At 44.4% G+C, this 24,487-nt stretch carries 21 protein-coding genes and 1 pseudogene; 13 read left to right on the plus strand and 9 right to left on the minus strand.

What is annotated here, in order from left to right:
• The 5 genes from G3W54_RS14385 (at position 1) to G3W54_RS14405 (ending at position 3,563) form a co-directional block, all read left to right on the plus strand.
• Positions 1-882: a sugar ABC transporter permease gene (locus G3W54_RS14385; protein ID WP_197742888.1), complete on the plus strand. Its 882-nt coding sequence runs from the start codon at positions 1-3 to the stop codon at positions 880-882.
• Entirely contained in the window at positions 882-1,679 is a 798-nt protein-coding gene (locus G3W54_RS14390; RefSeq protein WP_162653974.1) for a carbohydrate ABC transporter permease, read from the plus strand. Before G3W54_RS14385 ends, G3W54_RS14390 begins: the two co-directional genes overlap by 1 nt.
• 2 nt (positions 1,680-1,681) lie before the next feature.
• Entirely contained in the window at positions 1,682-1,957 is a 276-nt protein-coding gene (locus G3W54_RS14395) for a DUF2160 domain-containing protein (RefSeq protein WP_197742877.1), read from the plus strand.
• 84 nt (positions 1,958-2,041) lie between these two features.
• Complete coding sequence (locus G3W54_RS14400; RefSeq protein ID WP_162653975.1) at positions 2,042-2,437, plus strand: BlaI/MecI/CopY family transcriptional regulator; 396 nt, start codon at positions 2,042-2,044, stop codon at positions 2,435-2,437.
• Positions 2,424-3,563, plus strand: a complete 1,140-nt coding sequence (locus G3W54_RS14405) for a M56 family metallopeptidase (protein WP_162653976.1) — start codon at positions 2,424-2,426, stop codon at positions 3,561-3,563. The genes G3W54_RS14400 and G3W54_RS14405 overlap by 14 nt, the downstream gene beginning before the upstream one ends.
• Positions 3,564-3,605: 42 nt before the next feature.
• Here the strand turns inward: G3W54_RS14405 and choV are convergent, their stop codons facing one another.
• The 9 genes from choV to G3W54_RS14450 form a co-directional block, all read right to left on the minus strand.
• A complete protein-coding gene (gene choV / locus G3W54_RS14410) occupies positions 3,606-4,643 on the minus strand; it encodes a choline ABC transporter ATP-binding protein (protein ID WP_162653977.1) in 1,038 nt (345 codons plus the stop codon).
• A complete protein-coding gene (gene choW / locus G3W54_RS14415; protein ID WP_162653978.1) occupies positions 4,640-5,479 on the minus strand; it encodes a choline ABC transporter permease subunit in 840 nt (279 codons plus the stop codon). The genes choV and choW overlap by 4 nt, the downstream gene beginning before the upstream one ends.
• 72 nt (positions 5,480-5,551) lie before the next feature.
• A complete protein-coding gene (locus tag G3W54_RS14420) occupies positions 5,552-6,484 on the minus strand; it encodes a choline ABC transporter substrate-binding protein (RefSeq protein WP_162653979.1) in 933 nt (310 codons plus the stop codon).
• Positions 6,485-6,608: 124 nt separating this feature from the next.
• Complete coding sequence (locus tag G3W54_RS14425; protein WP_162653980.1) at positions 6,609-9,122, minus strand: FAD-dependent oxidoreductase; 2,514 nt, start codon at positions 9,120-9,122, stop codon at positions 6,609-6,611.
• Positions 9,123-9,169: 47 nt separating this feature from the next.
• Positions 9,170-9,718, minus strand: coding sequence for a sarcosine oxidase subunit gamma family protein (locus G3W54_RS14430; RefSeq protein ID WP_162653981.1), 549 nt, complete (start codon positions 9,716-9,718; stop codon positions 9,170-9,172).
• An 11-nt stretch (positions 9,719-9,729) separates the two neighbouring features.
• Positions 9,730-12,723, minus strand: coding sequence for a sarcosine oxidase subunit alpha (locus G3W54_RS14435; RefSeq protein ID WP_162653982.1), 2,994 nt, complete (start codon positions 12,721-12,723; stop codon positions 9,730-9,732).
• Complete coding sequence (locus G3W54_RS14440; RefSeq protein ID WP_162653983.1) at positions 12,720-13,022, minus strand: sarcosine oxidase subunit delta; 303 nt, start codon at positions 13,020-13,022, stop codon at positions 12,720-12,722. Before G3W54_RS14440 ends, G3W54_RS14435 begins: the two co-directional genes overlap by 4 nt.
• A 10-nt stretch (positions 13,023-13,032) precedes the next feature.
• Entirely contained in the window at positions 13,033-14,286 is a 1,254-nt protein-coding gene (locus G3W54_RS14445) for a sarcosine oxidase subunit beta family protein (RefSeq protein WP_162653984.1), read from the minus strand.
• Positions 14,287-14,379: 93 nt separating this feature from the next.
• Positions 14,380-15,954 (minus strand): trimethylamine methyltransferase family protein, encoded by a 1,575-nt coding sequence (locus G3W54_RS14450; protein WP_162653985.1) that lies wholly within the window; start codon positions 15,952-15,954, stop codon positions 14,380-14,382.
• Between the two features lie 236 nt (positions 15,955-16,190).
• Between G3W54_RS14450 and G3W54_RS14455 the strand changes: the two genes are divergently transcribed.
• From G3W54_RS14455 to guaD, 8 genes and pseudogenes are all read left to right on the plus strand, one after another.
• On the plus strand, positions 16,191-16,889 hold the full coding sequence (locus G3W54_RS14455) for a B12-binding domain-containing protein (RefSeq protein WP_162653986.1): 699 nt from the start codon (positions 16,191-16,193) through the stop codon (positions 16,887-16,889).
• A gap of 29 nt (positions 16,890-16,918) precedes the next feature.
• Positions 16,919-17,803 carry a methylenetetrahydrofolate reductase gene (locus G3W54_RS14460; RefSeq protein ID WP_244627944.1) on the plus strand — a complete coding sequence of 295 codons (885 nt, stop codon included), beginning with the start codon at positions 16,919-16,921 and terminating at the stop codon, positions 17,801-17,803.
• Positions 17,804-17,831: 28 nt separating this feature from the next.
• Positions 17,832-17,933 (plus strand): annotated as a pseudogene (locus tag G3W54_RS14465) (hypothetical protein); the annotation flags it as partial.
• A 14-nt stretch (positions 17,934-17,947) separates the two neighbouring features.
• On the plus strand, positions 17,948-19,402 hold the full coding sequence (gene betB, locus G3W54_RS14470; protein ID WP_162653988.1) for a betaine-aldehyde dehydrogenase: 1,455 nt from the start codon (positions 17,948-17,950) through the stop codon (positions 19,400-19,402).
• A 10-nt stretch (positions 19,403-19,412) separates the two neighbouring features.
• Complete coding sequence (gene betA, locus G3W54_RS14475; protein ID WP_162653989.1) at positions 19,413-21,074, plus strand: choline dehydrogenase; 1,662 nt, start codon at positions 19,413-19,415, stop codon at positions 21,072-21,074.
• Positions 21,075-21,195: 121 nt separating this feature from the next.
• Positions 21,196-22,044: a DUF6502 family protein gene (locus tag G3W54_RS14480; RefSeq protein ID WP_162653990.1), complete on the plus strand. Its 849-nt coding sequence runs from the start codon at positions 21,196-21,198 to the stop codon at positions 22,042-22,044.
• Positions 22,028-22,975 carry a DUF5666 domain-containing protein gene (locus tag G3W54_RS14485; protein WP_162653991.1) on the plus strand — a complete coding sequence of 316 codons (948 nt, stop codon included), beginning with the start codon at positions 22,028-22,030 and terminating at the stop codon, positions 22,973-22,975. Before G3W54_RS14480 ends, G3W54_RS14485 begins: the two co-directional genes overlap by 17 nt.
• Positions 22,976-23,093: 118 nt before the next feature.
• The gene (gene guaD, locus G3W54_RS14490; protein ID WP_162653992.1) at positions 23,094-24,467 is read left to right on the plus strand and encodes a guanine deaminase; all 1,374 of its coding nucleotides are present in this window, start codon (positions 23,094-23,096) and stop codon (positions 24,465-24,467) included.
• Positions 24,468-24,487: the final 20 nt, after the last annotated feature.

Raw genomic sequence — 24,487 nt, forward strand, 5'->3', positions numbered from 1 at the left:
CTGATGAAAACTGAAAATCAGAAAGCGTGGTTCTTCGTTTTGCCAGTGTTACTACTCGTAGCATTCAATGCGATCATACCGATGATGACAGTTGTTAACTACTCAGTACAAGAAACATTTGGTGATAATCTTTTCTTCTGGGAGGGGTTAACCTGGTTTGAACAAATTTTGCGGTCCGAACGATTTTATAATGCACTTGGCAGGCAATTTCTGTTCACAGGTCTAATCCTGATAATTGAGGTGCCACTTGGAATTGCGATTGCACTTTCCATGCCAAAAAAAGGAATGTGGGTACCTGTCTGCCTTGTATTAATGTCTTTGCCAATGCTCATTCCGTGGAATGTGGTGGGCGCGATGTGGAACATTTTCGCGCTGCCTGACATTGGTCTATTGGGTTATACGTTAAATCATGTCTTGGGCATCAATTATGATATGACACAAGACCCTATTGCAGCGTGGGTTACCATTATCGCCATGGATGTGTGGCATTGGACTTCTCTAGTGGTGCTGCTGTCCTATGCTGGTCTGGTTTCAATCCCTGAAGCATATTATCAAGCTGCAAAAATTGATGGTGCTACAAACTGGTCAGTATTTCGTTTCATTCAAATACCTAAGATGAAAAACGTTCTTACAATTGCGATTCTCCTGCGATTTATGGACAGTTTTAATATCTACACGGAACCATTTGTTTTAACAGGCGGCGGACCAGGTAACTCAACTACCCTGCTTTCCATTGATCTCGTTAAAATCGCTCTTGGCCAATTTGATCTTGGACCGGCGGCTGCAATGAGCCTTGTTTATTTCGCAATTACTCTGTTGGTCTCATGGCTTTTCTACACACTCATGAACCGCGAAGACCTTAATGTCGAGGGAGAACGCTAATGTACAAAAGATCACTCGTCCCCATTATCTACATATTATTCTTGCTTTTGCCTATCTATTGGCTTGTTGCAATGAGTTTTAAAACGACCAATGAGATATTGTCTGGGTTTTCGCTTTTCCCACAAACATTTACCATAGATGCCTATGTGACAATCTTTACGGATCCTTCTTGGTATTGGGGCTATATTAATTCAATTACGTATGTAACGCTCAATATGGTAATTTCGGTGTTGGTTGCGCTTCCTGCAGCTTATGCATTTTCCCGTTACCGGTTCCTCGGTGATAAGCACCTTTTCTTCTGGCTGCTAACGAACCGCATGGCACCAGCGGCTGTTTTTGCCCTTCCCTTCTTCCAACTTTATTCAGCGGTTGAACTTTTTGATACCCATCTAGCCGTTGCGCTTGCGCATTGTTTGTTTAACGTTCCTCTAGCTGTCTGGATTTTGGAAGGTTTTATGAGCGGAGTCCCAAAGGAACTTGATGAAACAGCATATGTTGATGGCTACTCATTCCCTCATTTTTTCGTCAAAATATTCTTGCCAACGATTAAAGCTGGCGTTGGTGTGACAGCATTCTTCTGCTTCATGTTCTCATGGGTGGAGCTATTACTTGCCAAAACGCTCACAGCAGTTGCAGCCAAGCCTATTGCCGCAACTATGACAAAAACAGCATCCAGCGCGGGCTATGAGCTTGGTCTTCTCGCCGCTGCCGGAACTTTAACAATTATACCTGGTGCAATCGTAATTTACTTTGTGAGAAATTACATTGCTAAAGGCTTCGCAATGGGGAGAGTATAACAATGAGTTGGATGGCTTGGACTTGGCCCACAGTGCTTATTTTTGTCGCGATTTTTTCATCGATAGCATTACTAACGCTTATTGAAATAAAATATCCAGGTGGTGCAGAGCGCCTAGGCGTTTTGAAACTGGTTACGACCCGCGGTGATCGTTTGTTTTTAGGTATATTGGGTTCTGTATATATCTTCCTTGCGTGGCTGGGCTTTTTTGGACAACCATTATGGGTACCTCTCGGTTTAGCAATTCTTTGGTTTATATTTTGCTTCCGTAAAATCTGATAAGTGCTGATCTATTAATTTACTAGTAAGTGACAATTTATTGAGCTAATAAGACTTGAGTTAAATCGGAATTGGTGGCGTGAAATGAGAAAACGCAAAACGCATGAACTGCTGACAGAAGTTGAGTTAGAATTCATGACGTTATTATGGGAATTGGGGGACAGCAGTGTTCGGGATGTTCTTTCAAAATTGGAAGAAGGTCGTGATCTCGCTTACACATCTGCCGCGACCATCTTGAGAATATTAGAGAAAAAAGGCTTCGTTTCCAGTCTTAAAGACGGTAAGTCGTTGATTTATCGCGCAATTCTTACAAAAAATCAATATCAATCTCGCCTTTTAAAGGATGTTTCTGCCAAACTTTTCGATAATACACCCGCTGCGTTGGTCGCAACACTTGTCAACGACGATCATTTAACGCAAGATGCTTTGGAGGAGCTAAGGGAACTTCTTGGGAGGAAGCTCGGAGATGATTCAAGCTGAAACTATAGTAACCAGTTATATTGACATTAATTTGCTTATGGTTGGTTCAGCGCTGATATGGTTTGCCGGACGTCAGATTATAAAGAATTCTGACGCCGCCCGTGCATTTGCGGCACAGCTTCATCTTGTAAAAATACTCTTGCTGGTAACCTTTTTCTTCCCCGCTTTTCTTACTTTCTTTAGCTACTATTTTGCATCCGCATCTCCCATACCCGTTACTTTATCAGAATTAGTGCTCGCCCAATTCTTACAGGGTAATATTGAAGTAAATCCAAGCTTCTTGGAAAGCGTTCTTACCTTTCGCCAGAATGTAATGACGCAGCTTTCCGACCCAAACCACGTGTTCATCACTTTGGTATTATATGGGGGGCTAGCGACAGCTTTGTTTATGATTGTTCGTGCACTTCTGACAATGCACAAATTGTCCCGAATTTTGTCAGAAGCCCATGAATGGCGGACATCGGGCCACTTAAAACTCATGTTAGCTGATAGAATTCGTATTCCGTTTTCCACTCGGATGTGGCGGTACCATTACGTCGTATTGCCATCTACAATGTTGGGCAATCAAATAGATATGAAGGTATCTGTTGCACATGAATTGCAGCATTTACGCCAACGCGATGTTGATTGGGAATTTATTTTTGCACTTCTCACGCCAGTTTTCTTTTGGAACCCAGCATTTCATTACTTCAAACGAGAAATTGAGGAATTACGTGAACTATCTTGCGATCAGAATGTGTTAAAACGTGGGCTTCTATCTGCTCGTGAATATTGCGAATGCCTCATACGCGTTTGTGGTGGACGTTTTAAACGTAATAACCTGTTTAAATTGCGGGTTCCCGAGGTCGCACTCATTCAAACTAGATCCGGATTGTTTACCACAAGACCCAAAAAACTATTGGAAAATCGCTTGATGTCTGCTGTTACTGGCGGAAACGGTGTAATTTCTCGCGCTCGTCTAATTGTGGTCGCTGCAATGATGATTTCATTAGCGGGCACCCTCTCCTTTGCGGTGCAAAAACCAGCTGATTGGAGCCATGATCGATTAATGCTCTCAACAATCATCAATCTGGAACGTTTGGAAAAACGCAATCAAGTTGGTCTTGGTTCGTACACGGCTTACTAATTATACCAATCCGATAACAATTCCAGTATAGCACAACTTCCATTATTGGCTGTTTGAATGTTTCAAAGCATTTATTAAACAATGTTGCGTGATCTGGCCAATTAGATTGGTGCTGCCACTTTCTTGAACGGCAACAACGGTTTTACTCTTATCAAGCCGCTCCATAATCTCAATAATAGGCATATCTGCAGAAACGATATCTGTTGGCGTTGGATTTGATAAAGGCTCCATAACATCAAGTGCCGTTAACACATTAAGCGGATTCATATGTTGAACAAAATCAGCAACATATTCATTGATTGGATTGGAAAAAATTTCGCGCGGTTCACCCATTTGAACAACACGACCACCTTCCATAATTACGATCTTGTCGCCAAGTTTAAATGCTTCATCAAGGTCGTGACTAACAAAAATAATAGTACGTTTTAATCGTGCCTGAAGTTCCAAGAGCTCATCCTGCAATCTTGTCCGTATCAAGGGATCGAGAGCAGAAAACGGTTCATCCATCAATAAAATCGGCGCCTCGGTCGCAAAAGCTCTCGCCAAGCCAACACGTTGTTGCATTCCACCAGATAATTCGCTCACTTGCCGATCAGCCCAATCGGAAAGCCCAACTAGCTCAAGTTGCTTTGCTACGCGTTCCCGTTTTTCACGATCTTTAACGCCAGAAACTTCTAATCCAAAGCCTACATTCTCGGCTACGCTTCGCCAGGGCAGCAAACCAAATTGCTGGAAAACCATAGCAACGCGTGAACGTCTGATCTGTTTGAGTTGCTGTGAAGAGGCAGTCGCAACATCAACCATACCCTGTCCAGTATTGACGTTAACTGAGCCTCTAATAACAGTGTTTAGGCCGTTTACAGAACGAAGCAATGTAGATTTTCCAGAACCTGAGAGCCCCATCAACACCAGTATCTCACCTTCATTGACATCAAATGTACAATTATGGACACCTAATATCTGACCTGTAGAATTTTGAATGTCTTCGCGGGTTTTATCTTGGTCCATCAACGGTAATGCAGATTTCTGATCGTCGCCAAAAACAATATTTACATCATTAAATGAAACTGCAACGCTCATTTGTCACCTCCACGAAGACGCAGCATGCGATCGAGCATGATTGCAACCACCACAATGACAAATCCACTTTCAAATCCGAGTGCCGTATTTACCTGATTAAGCGCTCTTACAACTGGAACGCCAAGTCCATCGGCACCGACCAAGGCAGCAATCACCACCATAGATAACGACAACATAATTGTTTGGTTCAAGCCAGCCATAATCTGAGGAAAAGCGTAAGGCAGTTCAATTTTTATCAGGGTTTGCATTGATGTTGCGCCAAAAGCTTCAGCAGCTTCCGTTAGCGTTTTTGGTGTTGAAGAAACACCCAAATGGGTGAGACGGATGGGCGCTGGCAAGACGAAAATAACCGTCGCAATAAGGCCGGGAACCATACCAATGCCGAAGAATACAATAGCAGGAATGAGGTAAACAAACGTTGGTAGCGTCTGCATTAAGTCTAAAACCGGGCGCATATAGGTGTAAAGCCGAGGGCGATGGGCTGCTGCGATACCGACTGGTACACCAATTATCATACATACAACACAGGCGGACAGGACAAGCGTCAGGCTCTCTGTCATCTCCTCCCAATAGTCTTGATTGATAATAAAGAGAAAACCCAAAAAAATGAAAAGACAAGTCTTCCAAGATCGTTGAAGCAGCCAAGTGACACCAATAAAGAATGCGACAATGATAAGTGGATGTGGTGTTTGCAACACCCAAAGAATACCGTCTATCAGCGCTTCCAACCAATCTGCAAGCCCATCAAAAAACCATTCGCCGTTATCTTGCAGCCATTCAATGAATGATTTCGCGGCTTTACCAACCGGTATTTTTGTATCCGTCAGCCAATCCATATCAAATCTCGCCCCCAAACAACCTCAGCCAATCGATAATTGAATGGCTGAGGTAATATCGATTAAAATGGATTATAGACCAAGAGCCGCTTTAACAGCAGCCATTCCATCGCCGCCATCTTGTGTGGTAACTCCAGATAGCCACGTGTCGAGGACAGAAGGATTTGCTTTAAGCCATGAAACAGCGGCATCATTTGCATCCTCGCCATCGTTCAAGATTGCGCCCATGATCTCGTTCTCCATAGCAAGTGAAAATTCAAGATTGGTGAGAAGCTTTCCAACGTTTGGGCATTTGGCAGAATAACCAGCACTCGTGTTTGTATAAATTGTTGCGCCACCAAGATTAGGGCCGAAGAAATCATCCCCACCAGTTAGATAGCTCATGTCAAAGTTAGCATTCATCGGATGAGGTTCCCATCCCAAGAAAATAATCGGCTCATCTTTTTTATCCGCACGCGCAACCTGAGACAACATGCCTGGTTCGGAACTTTCTGCAAGTTCAAATCCATCAAGACCAAATGATGCATCATCGATAATAGTTTGGATCAAACGGTTGCCGTCATTACCAGCTTCAATACCGTATATTTTGCCGTCAAGAGCATCTTTATGTTTTGCAATGTCAGCAATACTCTTAATTCCAAGTGCTGCACCTGCCGCGTTCGTCGCAAGCGTGTATTTAGCACCTTCAAGATTTGCACGTACGGTATCTACAGTTCCTGCTTCGCGGTACTTTGCAATATCACCTTCCATTGATGGCATCCAATTGCCAAGAAATACATCAATATCGCCTTTTTCCATTGATGCATAAGTCACTGGCACAGATAATAATTTTACGTCAGTTTTATAACCCAGCGCTTCCAGAACAGTTGTCGTGGTAGCAGTTGTCGCAGTAATGTCTGTCCAACCCACATCAGAAAAAACAACTTCTTCACAATTAGCAAATGAAATTGCCGTGGACGCAGCTAAAGCAGCAACACTTAGCCCAAAATGTTTAAATATCTTCATGTATTTATTTCTCCCATTATACAAAGAACTCGTTGTAAGTATCTTTTCCTATCGAGGTAAAAATTGCAAATGCAAACTATTGAACTGCAAGAGTTTAGTCATTTTCTACTGGGATAGGATCGCTTTAAGCACGTAAAGCTTCGTTATCAGGATCAAATGGGCTCTCTTCGATGACGGTAGCACTATGGAGTTTACCTAGGATCTTTATTTCAAGCTTTGTCCCAATTGCAGAAAATTCCGGTTTAACCATCGCAAGTGCTATAGATTTACCAATCCTATAACCAAATGCGCCATGCGTAGCGCGGCCAACTAAAATACCGTCCTGATAGATAGCTTCATTGCCTCGCGCATCAGCATCTGTCACATCATGCACCTCTAACGTGACGAAATTCCAATTCAATCCTTTCTCTTGAGCTGCAATAAGTGCATCTCGTCCAAGAAACTCACCCTTCTTGAGTTTAACAAAACGGTCTAATCCGGATTCAAAAGCATTATATTCAATAGAAAGTTCGCGCGGTATCAAACGGTAACTTTTTTCAACGGCCATTGCAGTCATTGCGCGAATACCAAATGGTTTAATTCCAAATTCCTCACCAGCCTCCATAAGTACATCAAAGATAACATTTTGTTGTTCGATGGGATGATGGAGTTCCCAACCCAGTTCGCCGACAAAATTGACCCGCAAAGCATTCGCGGTAGCTGCCCCCACGGAAATCTGCTTTCCTGTCAGCCATTTGAAGTTTTCATTAGATAGGCTCGTGCGTGTAAGTTTGCCAAGAACATCACGTGATCTTGGTCCAGCAAGCACCAATACACCATACTTCTCAGTGATCGGCTTGAGTACAACAGAACCATTATCAGGCAACAATTTGTATAAAACATCATGGTCATGGTTTTCATAAGCGCCTGCCGACACCAGATAAAAGCGATCTGGCGCGAATTCAAACACTGTAAATTCAGATTTTACGCCGCCATATTTCGTTAAAAGATGACATAGCGCGACGCGACCACGCGTTTTTGGAACACTATTGGCAAATATAAAGTTCAACCAATCACGTGCGCCTTTGCCCGATACTTCAATTTTGGCAAATGCGGACATATCCAACAAACCGACATTTTCATGTACGTTTTTGACCTCATTACCCACATGTTCGAAGTAATTGGAGCGGCGGAACGACCATTTTTCAACAATACGCCCATCTTCTGTTGGCAACGCATGATTATGATCCGTTAGCACATCGGCACCTAGATCTAAATCCGATTTTGAAATTTCGTAACCTTCCGGCGCAAACCAGTTGGCACGTTCCCAACCATAAACGGAACCAAATACCGCACCCATGCCCTTGAGGCGGTCATAGATCGGTGTCATTTTTAGTGGACGGGCGGCAAAACGCTCCTCGTCTGGATAGTGGGTTGTAAATACGTTCGCATAAGCTTCTTCGTTCTTCGCTCGCAAATAGCCTTCCGTTGCATAGGGACCAAACCGACGCGGGTCTACACCCATCATATCAATTGTGGGCTCCCCATCAACAATCCATTCCGCCAATTGCCAGCCCGCACCACCAGCAGCAGTAATTCCAAAAGAATGACCTTCATTTAGCCAGAAATTTTTCAAACCCGGCGCGGGTCCAATAATCGGCGAGCCATCAGGTGTATAAGCAATGGCACCGTTGTAAACCTTCTTAATACCGACTTCGCCGAAAGCTGGCACACGTTCAATCGCAGTTTCAATATGCGGCATAAGCCGATCTAAATCTTCCTGAAAAAGCTCATACTCGCTGTCATCACTTGGCCCATCAACATAACAACAAGGTGCACCTTTCTCGTATGGCCCAAGCAACAACCCACCATTTTCTTCACGCATATACCAAGAACTATCAGATTCACGCAAAACACCCATTTCGGGTAACCCACTTTCTTTGCGCGCGACGATATCTGGGTGGGGCTCGGTGACGATATATTGATGTTCAACCGGGATGACCGGCACATCCAACCCTACCATTTTACCAGTTTTTCTAGCAAAGTTACCCGTGCAGGAAACCACATGTTCGCAGGTGATATCACCTTTATCTGTTTTAACTATCCATGTCCCGTCATCAAACTGTTCGATAGCTTCCACGGTCGTATAACGCTCAATGCGTGCGCCCATATCTCGAGCACCCTTTGCCAAAGCCTGAGTGAGATCAGCGGGTTGAATATAACCGTCATCGGGATGCTGAATAGCACCAAGCAGCCCTTCCGTATTGCAAAGTGGCCAAATTTCTTTCACCTGCTCAGGCGTTAGAATATTGAGCGGAATACCGAGTGTTTCAGCAACACCAGCATAATACATATACTCGTCCCAGCGATCTTTTGTCTTAGCTAAACGAATATTACTGACATCTGAAAAACCAACGCTTACACCGGTTTCTTTCTCCAGTTCCTTGTAAAATTTGACGGAGTATTTATGGATTTGACCAACGGAGTAGCTCATATTAAACAAAGGTAAGAGGCCCGCTGCATGCCATGTTGAACCGGACGTAAGCTCCTTGCGCTCTATCAAGCAACAATCGGTCCAGCCCTTTCGCGCCAAATGATAAAGTGTTGAAACTCCAACAACTCCACCGCCTACCACGACTACACGCGCTTTATTTTCCATTATCTTTGCCTCCCATTTTGTAGGGTTCTTTCCCATTCTACCAAGAGTTACATTTTCACAGCAAGCTCTCTATTTCCCACAATTAGCATCCCCCAAACATGAGGAAAAAAGGATCGCCAGACATCAAGTTTGAAACTGTCATCTCTGTCACGATGAAGGACAATTTGGGCTGTATCAAACAACGTTCTTTCGCTTCGACCAACCTTAAATTTACGAAAATCCAGAGGATTTCCAATGGCAAGAAGGTCCGTAACTTCACTACCTTCAAGCAAAATAGATATTTCTCGGTCACTTATATCTGTCAGACTATGCGGTGTTGTTTTATAAAGTTTTGTAAATGCGGATGCTATGCTATCTCTATCTTCCGCCGACGTTTTGATAACCCATTCATCCGGGCCAAGCATCGCTGCATATCCAGTTTCTACATCTGTGCGTGCGCCAATTTGATCAGGTAGTTTGAACCCAAGAGCTTTAGACGCCTTGGCAATCAAACTTACATCAATTCGCAAACTAAAACGTACTTCTTCCGGTAGCTGGAGAAGCTTTATGGGACCGCTATGGTCGGATAACATTTCTATCGCATTGGTATTTGCCATCGATCCAGTTCCTAAAGTTTCAATCGTTCGCCGTCAGGATCATAAAATACAGGATCGCAAATCTGCGCTGCATATGTCTTATCAGGCATTGGAATATAGATAGTGGACCCTTTGAGATTGTGTCCACCTTCAACAAGAGCCAGTGCGATTGAGCGGCCGAGTGCCTCACTCCAGTAGGAGGATGTAACATGGCCAATCATTTTCATTGGTATAGGCTGATCGGGGTCAGCGACTATCTGAGCCCCCTCCTCCAAAACAACATTGGGGTCATCGCTCAACAGACCGATAAGTTGTTTCCGGCCTTCAGCTACCAGATCAGGGCGTTTAAGCGACCGCATACCAACAAAATCTTCTTTCTTTTTCCCGATCGCCCAGCTCATGCCAGCGTCATGAGGTGTCACGGTGCCATCCGTATCCTGTCCAACGATAATATAACCCTTTTCAGCACGAAGGACATGCATCGCCTCTGTTCCATAGGGGCAAATGTCATATTGCTGTCCCGCTTCTATTAACTTTTCCCAAACTATACGCCCATAACGGCTTGGCACATTAATCTCAAAGCCAAGTCCACCAGTAAAACTGAGACGAAATAGGCGACATGGCAAATCAAAAATTGAGCATTCTGCAACTGACATATGAGGGAATTTTTCATCAGAAAGATCAAGGCTCGTAACAATCGGTTCCAAAATTTTGCGGGCATTTGGCCCATTAAGTGCAATCACAGACCAATGTTCAGACGTCGAAGTCAGCCATACCTGAAGATCTGGCCATTCTGTCTGCAAATAGTCCTCCATCATATTCAGAACACGGGCGGCTCCGCCTGTTGTGGTAGTCACATGGAACACATCTTCACTTAATCGACCAATCACACCATCATCAATAATGAAACCATCTTCACCTAGCATCAGACCATAACGGCAGCGACCAGTTGCAAGCTTTGTCCACGGGTTTGTATAAATTCTATTCATGAACTCCGCTGCATCCGGACCAACAACTTCTATTTTGCCCAGGGTAGATGCATCAAAAATACCCAACGATTGCCGCGTTTTTTTACATTCACGTTTTACTGCCTCGTGCATATTTTCATTATTTTTCGGAAAATACCGTGCACGCCGCCATAGCGCCACGGGTTCAAACACGGCTCCATTCTCCTCAGCCCAGCCATCGATCGGAGTCTTTCTGGTTACATCAAATAATTCACCACGATGATAACCTGCAAATGCACCGAAAGTTGTCGGAGTATAAGGCGGACGAAATGTTGTTAAGCCAACCTCAGGTGCTGGTTTTCCAACTGCATCAGACGCAATCATCAATCCATTCAAATTCGACATTTTACCTTGGTCGGTTGCCATGCCATTAGTTGTGTAACGCTTTACATGTTCAATGGAATGCATACCTTCGCGGACCGCAAGGCGAATGTCTTTTGCAGTCACATCATTTTGGAAATCAATAAATGCTTTTGCACGCAAGGAATCTAAATCTGTTGGAAGTTCTTTGCATATTTTCCCCGTGCCATCATCATCAATTTCAACGATGTATTTTGCTTTCTTTGCCTTAAAACCAGCAGCCTTCGCAGCATTAACACCAGCAATATCGCCATCATGCAGAACCTTGGATACACCCCAAAGACCGCGTCCCGCACCCGCAATAAAGCAATCCTCTGATTTCTCACCTGGCAGAAATACTTCGTTTTCGGCATCCCAGTCTAACGAACCCTTAGTGTGTGAAAACAGGTGTAAACTTGGTGTCCACCCACCAGACATTAACAAACAGTCACAAGATACTATTTTGGCTGCACCAACCGTATTTTCGTTCACAGAATTTACACGAACGGAGGAAATACGAAGACGTCCAGAAGTACCCGTTACAGTATGGCCAATATATGTGGTGATACCGAGCGATTTAGCCCTTTGAACCAACTCAATCTTAACGTCATCTCGAATGTCGACAATAGCAGCAACCCTAGCGCCAGCACTGTGAAGATCAAAGGCGACGAACCATGCACTATCATGAGAGGTAACAATCGCCGGCTGATTACCAACTTTGACACTATAGCGATTAAGGTATGTCTGCGCAGCCCCTGCCAACATAACACCCGGACGATCATTTCCATCGAACACTAGTGGTTTTTCCAGGGCGCCCTGGGCAAGAACCACTTGGCCAGCTCGCGCGTGCCACATACGTTCTCGAGGTGCTCCTTCGGGCAATTCCGCAAGATGATCCGTGACCTTCTCACAAAGCCCTAACATATTTTGGTGGTAATATCCGATTGCAGTGGTTCTGCACATCACGCGAACGCCGAGTTCGTCTAACTCTGCGGTCTTACTAGCTAACCAACCCTTAGTCGTTTCGTTATCAATTTTAACATCAGATAGAGATAGTAAAGAACCACCAATTTGATTATTTTCGTCAACCAGAACAACGTCAGCACCACTTATGGCCGCTCTTCGTGCGGCGGCTATTCCCGCTGCACCGGCGCCAACAATCAGAACATCGCAATGCAAATATCGAGACGCATAATTATCGGGATCAGGCAGACTTGGCGATTTTCCTAACCCCGCAGAAGCGCGAATAATTGGCTCATAAACGCTGTCCCAAAAACTTTTTGGCCACATGAAGGTTTTATAATAAAATCCGGCTGAAAAAATGGCTCCCATACGATCGTTGATGGAACCAATATCGAAATTAAGGCTTGGCCAGTTGTTCTGGCTTACAACCTCCAATCCTTCATAAATCTCCTGAATAGTCGCTCGAGTATTTGGTTCTGACCGCCCTGTTCCTCGACACGTGCCAACAAGCGCATTTGGTTCATCCGATCCAGCACTCACAAAGCCGCGTGGTCGATGATACTTAAATGATCGACCGACAAGATGGACGCCGTTTGCGATAAGTGCAGAAGCAACCGTATCGCCTTCGAAACCCTGATAACGCTTTCCATCAAAGGTAAAATTAATGGGTCGTTCGCGGTTTATAAAGCCACCTTCTGTGTTCCGAAATGCATTCATTTTGCAGTTCCTGAAAGTTTAGAAATATCTGGTCGCTTCTCTCCAGCTTTATAAGTAAGTAAAAATTTATCACTCACAGTATCTCGAACCGCGTTAAAAAAACGAGCACAACCATGAATGTGCCGCCAGCGCTCAAAATGAGCACCCTTCGCATTGGTGCGAATAAAAAGGTAATCCTTCCATTCTTCATCAGTTTGAGACGATGGATCAGACGGCCGCGCAATATGCGCCTCTCCAGCATAGGAAAACTCTAACTCGGGCCGTTCTTCGTCACAATAAGGACAGCGGATCAATAGCATAGTAGTTCTCCTAATGTGCGACAGCAGCAGCGGCTGCTTCATCAATTAGACGACCTGTGGTGAAGCGTTCCAGCGTAAACGGAGCATTGATTGGATGCGGTTCATCCTTGGCAGTCGTCCATGCCAATGTGTGAGCAGCACCTGGAGTGGCCTTAAAGCCACCAGTGCCCCATCCACAATTCACGTAAAGGCCTTTCACAGGTGTTTTACCAAGGATTGCAGACCGATCCGGCGTTACATCGACAATGCCACCCCATTTGCGCAGCATGCGCATTCGCGTGAAAATTGGAAACATTTCAGTAATTGCAGCAACATTATGCTCGATAAGCGATAAGCCACCCCTCTGGGAATAGCTGGTATATTGATCAGTACCAGATCCAATAACCAATTCGCCCTTATCTGACTGACTAATATAAGCATGCACCGCATTAGACATGACAACACATGGAAATACAGGTTTGATTGGCTCACTAACAAGTGCTTGCAGTGGAAAACTCTCCAGCGGCATTTTCACACCGGCAGTTTGCAAAATTGTTGATGTGTGACCAGATGCAGAAACAGCAATTTTCCTAGCTTTAATAAAGCCCTTAGCTGTCTCAACACCTTCAACGGCACCTCCATTATCACGCGTGATCGATTTAACCGCGCAATTTTGAATAATATCCACACCCATTGCCGCCGCAGCTCGCGCATAACCCCAGGCAACTGCATCGTGTCGAGCTGTTCCCGCCCGCCTTTGCAATGCACCACCTAACACCGGATAGCGCGCATTTTTTGCAATACTTAGCGGAGGACAGAATGCCTTTGATTCTTCCGGCGTAAGCCATTGATTGTCGACACCATTTAGTCTGTTAGCATGAATGTGACGTTGGAAACTTTGTACATCATGAACATTATGCGCAAGCATCAAAACACCGCGTTTTGAATACATGATGTTGTAGTTCAACTCCTGTGCAAGACCGTCCCAGAGATCAAGTGCGTGATCATAAATACCGGCGCTTTCGTCATACAAATAATTTGAACGTATGATGGTGGTATTTCGACCGGTATTGCCTCCCCCAAGCCAGCCTTTATCGATAACTGCAACATTAGTTATGCCATGTTCTTTAGCAAGATAATATGCAGCGCCCAAACCATGCCCTCCAGCACCAACGATTATTACATCGTACTCTGATTTGGGTTGCGCATCAGGCCACTGTTTTTCCCAGTTCTTGTTGCCAGTAAACGCATTTTTAAGGAGCGAGAAAGCAGAAAAATGTGTCACAACAACGTATCCCTTATGATCATAAAGGAATTCGCTGCATTCCTTTCAATACAACGGAAGTATAGGCATGGAAAGAAATGGAGGTTGTGAAAATCATGTAAAAGCATCTGGCATAGAATCCTTCTTGCTTGTAACAAACTCTAATAATAACCTGTCAATTTCAGGATCAATCGGTGGCGCTTCATAGTTTTCAAGCCACGATCGACAAAGCTTATTTGCTCTTGCCTCAATAGGTTGCTCACCTTCCAGTTGCCATTGCTCATAAGAATTATTATCAGCAACGGATGAACGAAAGAATGCTGTTTTGAAATTAGCTTGCGTGTGATCACAACCAAGATAATGACTGCCTGGCCCTACCTCAAAAATTGCATCCATTGCCTGCTCGCTTTCCGTCAGGCTAATCCCTTCTGCAAAGCGCTGAAGCATACCTAGTTGATCCACGTCAATCATGAATTTTTCGTATGAGGAAACAAGCCCGCCTTCTAACCAACCTGCAGCATGAAGCACAAAATTTGTACCAGCCATAAGAGTCATATTTAATGTATTCGAAGTTTCGTGTGCTGCTTGTGCATCGGGCAACTTTGAACCGCACAAACTTCCACCCGTTCTAAATGGAAGTTTCAACCGTCGAGCAAGTTGAGCGGCACCATATGATATTAATGATGGTTCAGGTGTGCCGAAAGTCGGTGCGCCTGATTGCATCGAGATCGAGGCAGCAAACGTTCCAAACACCACCGGGGAGCCAGGGCGAACTAACTGGGTAACAGCTGCACCAGCCAAAACTTCCGCTAAAACCTGCGCTAATGTGCCGGCCACTGTAACGGGGCTCATCGCACCAGCTAAAATAAAGGGTGAGATGATGCATGCTTGGTTAGCTGCGGCATATGTTTTAAGCGCACCTAACATAACGCCATCAAAAACCATCGGCGAATTTGCATTGATCAAGTTGATAACAACGCAATTATTATCAACAAATTCCTCACCAAACAGGATTTTACACATCTCTATCGTGTCTTGTGCACGCTCAGGTGCAGTCACTGAACCCATAAATGGTTTATCCGAATAACGCATGTGCGCGTAGATCATGTCGAGGTGTCGCTTATTCACGGGTATATCGACGGGTTCACAAACGGTTCCACCTGAATGATGAATTGCTGGTGCCATATAGGCAAGTTTTACGAAATTATGAAAATCGTCAATGGTTGCGTACCGTCGCTCGCCTTCTAAATCCCGGACAAAGGGCGGCCCGTACACGGGAGCAAAAACAGTTGAATTACCGCCAATCTCAACAGAGCGTTTCGGATTTCTTGCATGCTGGATAAATGACGCGGGTGCAGTTTTTAAAAGCTCCTGACATAAACCATTTGGGATATAGACACGCTCTCCATCTACGCGGGCTCCGGCATCTCGCCACAATTGCAAAATTTCTTCATCGCCACGAAATTCTATCCCAATTTCTGCCAAGATTTTATCAGCATTTTTTTCGATAATCTGAAGGCCCGATTCATCAAGCACCTCAAATGGCGGGAGGATTCGCTTTATATATGAATTTTGCGTTCCAGAACCTTCGTTGCTTCTTGCAGCACGTCGAGCCGAGGCTCCACCACGCGCTACTCTTCTTGATCTGCTATGGTGCTCAACACCAAGCGCCTCTTTATCGTCCCTCATGCTTGTCTCCTCACACGTTATTGTCTCCCACGTTATTCTTCTTGCATCAAAAATCAAATAAAAAATAACACTTGAAATAATAGGATTTTTCAATGGACTAATAGTAATTTTCAATGGTTTTAAAATTCGCTTGCACTCATAAAAAACTGTGTTACGGCTAATGAATATGACAAATAAATAACAGCATATTTGACCTTCAAATGCTGCATGTTTTCTTGTGAAATAAAGGCGCTACGATGTCTGAAGAAGAAGAAATCATACTCTCTGAATTGCCAGACGATGAGCTGGTTCTCCAGATGCATGACGACCTTTATGATGGGTTAAAAGAAGAGATACTCGAAGGAACGCAATTGCTTCTTGATCGCGGCTGGGAACCTTATGATGTTTTGACCAAATCCCTCGTTGCAGGCATGGCAATTGTCGGTGAAGATTTTCGTGATGGTATTTTATTTGTGCCAGAAGTATTGCTAGCCGCAAATGCAATGAAAGCAGGAATGGGCATTTTACGACCACTTCTCATTGAAACTGGCGCACCGAAACTTGGCAAGATGGTTATTGGGACCGTTAAAGGTGACATTCATGATATTGGCAAAAACCTTGTTGGCATGATGATGGAAGGTGCAGGCTTTGAGATTGTTGATCTTGGCATCAATAATCCTGTCGAGGACTATATCGAAGCATTGGAAAAAGAAGATGCGCAAATTCTTGGTATGTCCGCGCTTTTAACCACAACCATGCCTTACATGAAAGTCGTTGTGGACACCATGATCGAAAAAGGCATGCGTGACGATTATATAATTCTTGTTGGCGGCGCCCCACTTAACGAAGAATTTGGAAAAGCCGTTGGTGCTGATGCATACTGCAGGGATGCAGCCATTGCAGTGGAAATCGCTAAAGATTTCATGGCACGTAAACATAATTCAATGAACGCGTAATCTATTCTCGTAACCAAATGGGAGAGTTCATGTCATTATCTAAAATACCTGCATCGATAGAGCTATCACCAAAACAAATTTTCGATTGTGAAAATCTTGAAGAATTGATGCCTGCATTTACCCATGTATATATTCCCGATTTGGGTGTTGAAACAGCAGATTCAATGGTTGATGCGTCGAAGAGGCTAACCGAAGCTGGATACCAGCCGGTTCCGCATTTTGCTGCGCGACGGATCACAACCAAGGCTGTCCTAGAGTTGCGTATTAAAAGATTGACTGAAGAAGCTGATATAAAAGATGTTTTGATAATTGGAGGTGGCTTACCTGTTCCCAACGGAGATTTTGTGTCTTCATTGGCACTGCTAGAAACTGGCTTGTTTGATAAATATGGAATTAGGAATATTGGCGTTGCGGGTCATCCAGAAGGATCACCGGATTTTAGCGATGACACCGCCTTAGAAATATTGCAACTCAAACAAAATTTAGCGAACCGCTCCGATGCTAATTTTCGCATAGTAACCCAATTTGGCTTCGATGCAGTGCGCTTCATAAACTGGGCCAAACACATCAAAGCAACGGGTATAGATTTACCAGTACATATGGGAGTTGCCGGTCCAGCAAAAATTACCACTTTGATTAAGTTTGCGGCGATGTGCGGAATTGGAAATTCGATGGAGTTTTTAAAAAAACGCTCCAGTGCAATTATGACATTGGCATCGGGTTTTAATCCCGAAGATATCGTCGCTCCGATAGAGCAACATTGGCTAAGCGATCAGAACAGCCTATCCTCTATTGAGCAAATTCATGTGTTCCCTTTTGGTGGAATAAAAAAATCTTCTGCTTGGCTCAAAGAGCGTGGCACTTGGGGTGCGGAATCAGTCCAATGTGATAAACATATGGTTGCTGCTTGTTAAGCTATAAATCCTGAGCATATAAAAATCATGGAATTATCAACCTTTGCAAAAGGTCAGCGAACGCTATATGCGAAACCATATGGGTCTATATGATCTGAAAGAAAACCAATGTTTCCCCAGAGGGGAATAAAGGCAAATAAAATCATGAGAGCACAACCGACAGCAAGCCACTTTATAAACGGCGAATATGTTGAAGATATCGCGGGCAAGGTTATCGACGTCATTTACCCTGCCACAGAAGAGCTGATTGCTCGTGTTTACTCAGCCACGCCCGCAATTATTGAGCAGGCGATTGCAGCGGGCAAAGCAGCTCAGATAGCTTGGAGTAAAACATCCAACACCGAACGGGGCCGCATTCTGCGTCGCGCTGCAGAAATCATTATGGAACGCAACCAATCGCTCTCAGAACTTGAGACGCTGGATACTGGTAAACCTTTGCAAGAAACCATCTGTGCAGATGCAACATCGGCGGCAGAAGCGCTTGAATATTTTGGAGGTTTAATTCCTTCGGTTACTGGTGAGCATATTCCGCTCGGGGATGATTTTGTCTATACAATTCGCGAGCCGTTAGGCCTGTGTGTCGGAATAGGTGCGTGGAACTATCCAACTCAGATCGCCTGCTGGAAAGCTGCCCCTGCCCTTGCCTGTGGTAATGCGATGATTTTCAAACCATCTGAAGTTACCCCGCTTTGTGCGCTCAAAATCGCTGAGATACTCATAGAGGCTGGATTGCCAGCTGGTTTGTTCAATGTTGTGCAAGGTTACGGCGATGTTGGCGGAGCGCTCGTTACTGATGAGCGCGTTAATAAAGTTTCGCTGACGGGCTCCGTTCCAACGGGTAAAAAAGTTTATGCAGCCGCAGCAAGCCATATGAAGCATGTAACGATGGAACTTGGCGGTAAATCACCTCTGATCATTTTCGACGATGCTAATCTTGAAGATGCCGTTGGTGGTGCCATGTTGGCCAATATGTATTCAACGGGTCAAGTGTGTTCCAACGGAACACGTGTATTTGTACAAAGTGGTATCAAAGAGGCTTTCATCAAACGCTTTGCCGAACGGGCAGCGGCTATAAAAATCGGAGACCCAATGGATATGGATACCCAAATGGGCCCATTGGTTAATAAAAGCCAACTTGAGAAAGTTCTTGGCTATGTTGAAATGGGTAAGGACGAAGGTGCACGGTTAGTCTATGGCGGCGAACGCATCAACGACCTAGATGGATACTACATAGAGCCAACGGTTTTTGCAGATGTAAAGGATGATATGACCATCGCTCGTGAGGAAATTTTTGGACCGGTAATGTCAGTCCTGGATTTTGATAATGAGGATGAGGTTATTGCTAGGGCAAATAATACTGAGTTTGGCCTGTCCGCCGGTGTATTTACAAAAGACCTGACGCGGGCCCATCGTGTCGTTAAAGCACTTGAGGCAGGTACATGTTGGATAAATACCTACAACTTGGCACCCGTCGAAGCGCCATTTGGTGGCTCAAAATCGTCCGGCGTTGGTCGCGAGAATTCAAAAGCTGCAATAGAACATTATAGTGAGTTAAAATCCGTTTATGTTGCCATGGGGCCAGTTGATTCGCCCTACTAGGAGCTTGGCTATGGAAGCTGATTTTGTAATTATTGGCGCAGGTTCTGCCGGTTGTGCGCTTGCCTATCGCTTATCGGAAGATGGCAAAAACACCGTTCTCGTACTTGAATTTGGCGGAACGGACATCGGGCCACTTATCCAAATGCCAGGTGCCCTGTCCTACCCTATGAGTATGTCGCAGTATGATTGGGGTTTTCAAAGTGAACCCGAGCCGCATCTGGGTAATCGTCGCTTGGCGACACCGCGCGGCAAGGTTATTGGCGGATCATCATCTATCAACGGTATGGTTTATGTAAGAGGTCATGCACGTGACTACGATTACTGGCAAGAAAGTGGCGCAGATGGCTGGTCTTACAAAGACGTTTTACCTTACTTCAAACGGATGGAAAACTGGTCAAGCGGTGGGCATGGCGGCGATGCGAATTGGCGCGGCAATAATGGTCCGTTGCATGTAAGTAGAGGTAAGCGCGACAACCCTTTACACGATGCATTTGTTAAATCCGGAGAACAAGCAGGATATCAGGTCACGGGAGACTATAATGGCGAGAAGCAGGAAGGCTTCGGACCAATGGAGCAAACCGTGCATAATGGCCAAAGGTGGTCCGCAGCAAATGCTTATCTGAAGCCTGCACTAAAGCGAAAAAATTGCGACATCATTCGAGGGTTCGCACGACGCGTTCTCATTGAAGATGGCCACGCTGTTGGTGTCGAATTTGAACATAAAGGCAAGATTGAAACCATTCGCGCACGTCGCGAGGTAATTATATCATCGTCTGCTATCAATACACCGAAAATTCTCATGCTTTCTGGTATTGGATCAGCGGCTCATCTAAGTGAGCATGGTATTGACGTAGTTGCTGATCGCAAAGGTGTTGGTCAGAACCTACAAGATCACCTTGAACTCTATATTCAAATGGCCAGTTTACAGCCTATTACGCTCTATAAATACTGGAATTTGCTCGGCAAAGCTTATGTCGGTGCGCGGTGGTTGTTCACGAAAACCGGCCCCGGCGCATCTAATCAATTTGAATCAGCAGCATTTATTCGATCTCAAGCAGGCGTCGAATATCCTGATATTCAATATCACTTTCTGCCAATTGCTGTTCGGTATGATGGGAAAGCTGCAGCGGAAGGGCATGGATTTCAAGCTCATGTAGGCCCAATGCGTTCCCCTTCTCGCGGAGAAATCACACTGCGTTCAAATGATCCGAATGAAGCACCGCGCATATTTTTCAACTATATGAGCACGGAAGATGATTGGCAAAAATTCAGGACCTGCATTCGTTTGACACGTGAAATATTCGCGCAAGAAGCATTCAAACCTTTTGCGGGCAAAGAAATACAGCCCGGAAAAGAATTGCAAACCGACGATGAGCTTGACGGTTTCATTCGTGAACATGCCGAAAGTGCCTATCATCCATGTGGCACAGCCAAAATGGGCAGTAAAGATGATCCAATGGCGGTCATTGACCCTGAATGCCGCGTGATTGGTGTAGATGGATTAAGAGTGGTCGACAGCTCAATATTCCCACGCATTACCAACGGCAACTTAAATGGGCCTTCAATTCTGGTGGGCGAAAAAGCCTCTGATCACATACTAGGCAAGCAACCACTGCCAAGCTCCAACGCAGAACCATGGATTCACGAAAATTGGCAAGATAAACAACGCTAAAATAAATAGTGTTTAGCATGATACTTGCTTGATGGGAAAATCTCCCATAAATTGAGTTGTGGCTTGCTATAAAATACATACGATGAATGGTGGTGCTGTGCATTAATGCGGAATTCCAATTATGAATGATCAGGTTAGCCGGCAGGTGCTGTTTCAAAAGGTTCTCGCCCGCCTGCTGAAACCAGTCGCCAAAATCATGATTGCATATAATATGACGCTAAATGCGGCAATTGATGCCCTTAAGCGCGCCCTTTATGATGCGGCAACATCTGAAAACGACAAGATAACAGATAGCCGAGTGAGCCTTTTAACAGGCCTTCACAGAAAAGATGTCAGGCGCTTAAGAGAAAATCCATCGGAACGAGGTAAACGCTCCCTCATAAATCCGGCCAGCCTCGTGATCGGTATATGGCTAACACATGAAAAATTTCAAAATGAAATCGGCAGTCCATCTGCCCTTCGACGACAAGGAAATAAAGAAACCCCCGGCTTTAACGATCTCGTCCGAATATCAAAAGTAGATATCCCCGTTTCGACTCTACTTGACGCCTTGATTGAGGAAAAAATTATCGAATACAAAAAAGCCACCGACCAGTTCGTACTTGTAAAAGGAGCATTTCTTGCAACAACAGATGACAGTCTCATGTTGGGTGCATTTGAGAAAAATCTAGCTGCGCATTTAGATGCCGCTAGCGGGAACCTGCTCAAAGATCAGTCAGAGAAGGCGTTTTTTGAACGCGCATTACATGTAAACAAATTATCAGAAAAATCAGTAGAAAAACTTGAATTTAAAGCTCAAAATTTGATGCAGAACATTCTTGAAACACTGAATAAAGAAGCCCTAACTCTTCAAGAGCAGGATGCTAACGATAAACACAACAGTCAAAGATTTTCAGTCGGCGCCTATATCTTTTGCAACGATAAGAAAACAATCAAGTCAGAGGAAAATAGGCATGACGCGAGTAAATAGTTTCTCTGCAATAATTGCAGTCCTGATATGGATGTTGACTATCATACCTGGTGTGGCGGAAGAACCAGAAGAGCGCGAAGGTGGTATTGTCGGAACAGGGATCGTTGGTATTATCAACTCTCTTGGCAGCATTCATGTCAATGGCCAAACAATTGAATTTCCACCTGATTTTCCAGTATCATCAACATTGGGACCTCGATTGGCCTCTTCATTAAAACCTGGTGAAACTGTGGTGGTTGAAGCGGTTAAACAGACCGATAAATGGATGGCAAATAGCATTCGACAGGTTTCGCCACTGCTCGGTCCGGCGTTCTTTCATCCAGATAAAACGATCTCCATTATGGGTTCGGAAATTACCGTTACTGCAAATACCGTTTTTCAAGACTTTGAGATGTCAGATATCTCTGATAATGGCCAATGGCTTGCTATCGACGGTATTTGGAATAAGGATAAATTGATCGCAAGCTATATACGGAAAATCCAGCCGCAAACATCTGCGCAAGTTACAGCCTCCTATTTTGGTGCAAACGCCGAAAAAGAAACGTATATCGGTGGCGTTTTAGTTGATAATTTCACAGCACAGCATGCAAAGATGGGTGATGTTATAACGGTTGTGGGGGTTCCTCATAATAGAGGACTATCAGCGCAAACGATTACGCGCGGATTATTTAAACACAGGCTTAAAAGAAAACTTGTCGAGGGTTATCTATCTCAACCGGATGAAACCGGATTCTACACCGTCTACGGTTCCGGTTCGGCAGCATATGTTTCGCAATTAAATACAAAAATGCCCAATGGACGGGGATTACATTGCATTATCTATGATGCAGATGATCAAATTAAACGCATTGTAGAACTTCCGGAAACTTTAGAAGATAGAGATACTATATTATCCAGCTTTCGCAAAAACGGGAAAGACCTTTGTTTTTAATTTCTATATTCGCCTCAAATTTGCGTGTAGTATGTTTGATGATTCACGTGCAAATTAAATCCTAACGTGACTATACGAACTGACCAAGCAAAAGAAGACACTTCAAATTGGGACATTGATGACTGATATACATAATAAAACCATGATAGCTTCGATCATGCATGCTCCCGTGTGCGGGGAAGTTGATATTTGCTTAGATGCACTCATGATTATTAATGGTGAGGGGCAAATAGTAGAAGTAGTTCGCCCGAACGACCCCAGTTATGAGAAGAAAAAATCTGAAGCAAAACAAGACAATAGTCTGGTTCAACTGCCCAGTAATCAGTTTCTCCTGCCAGGCTTTGTCGATCTTCACATCCATGCGCCTCAATGGCCTCAACTAGGAAAAGCTCTGGATGTTCCGCTGGAAGTTTGGCTCATGGAGCACACATTCCCTCTCGAGGCCCGATATAGTGATGAAAAATTTGCTGAGCGTATGTACGCAGATTTGGTCGGTTCTCTTCTCGCAAACGGCACAACAACTGCGCTTTATTTTGCAACCATTCATAAAAAAGCAACTCAACTACTTGCAGATATTTGTCTCGAAAAAGGACAACGAGCGCTTATCGGAAAAGTTGTCATGGATAATCCTGATCAATGTCCTGATTATTATAGAGACAAGTCAACCGAAACGGCATTGGAAGAGACTGAATCTTTCATCAATTACGTTCATTCGATGAAAAATAATACGGCTGATCTTGTAAAACCAGTCATCACGCCTCGTTTTATTCCAAGTTGTACTGATGAAGCACTATCTGGCCTTGGCAAACTGGCACAAACGCACCATTGCCACGTTCAGACACATTGTTCCGAAAGTGATTGGGAACACAATTATGTACTCGATCGAACAGGTAAAACTGATACAAATGCCCTTGCCGACTTCGGCTTAATAGGTAGACACACCATTCTTGCACATAGCAATTTTATTTCTGATCAAGATATGGATGTTATTGCCGATAAGGGTGCAGGCATTGCGCATTGCCCGCTATCAAACATCTATTTTTCTACAGCAATATTTCCCCTAAAACGAGCGTTGGAGAAGTCATTAAGAGTGGGATTGGGCACTGATATTTCTGGTGGTCCAAGTGCGTCTATTTTTGAAACCTGTCGTTTTTCAATTCATATGTCTCGTACATTAGAAGAAGGAACAGATGCCAGCTTGCCTGCCGATGAAAGAGGTATTGAAAACTCGCGGATAAACTTCCGCGAAGCGTTTCATCTGGCAACGGCTGGCGGAGCTGATGCTTTAGATTTACCGGTTGGACGATTTGAAGCTGGCTATCAATTCGACGCTATTCTTGTTGCTCCAGATGCCTCCGCGTCACCAATTTTCATTGATGATGAATTGGATACATTGGACGATCAACTTCAAAAAATCATTTATTCCGCAACTAGAGCCAATATATTATCGACTTGGGTGAGCGGGCGGAATGTGTTCACTGGCAAGAATTAGTCTCGTAGATTGTTGTTATC

It is taken from the genome of Lentilitoribacter sp. Alg239-R112 (assembly GCF_900537175.1).
Classification (GTDB): Bacteria; Pseudomonadota; Alphaproteobacteria; order Rhizobiales; family Rhizobiaceae; genus Lentilitoribacter.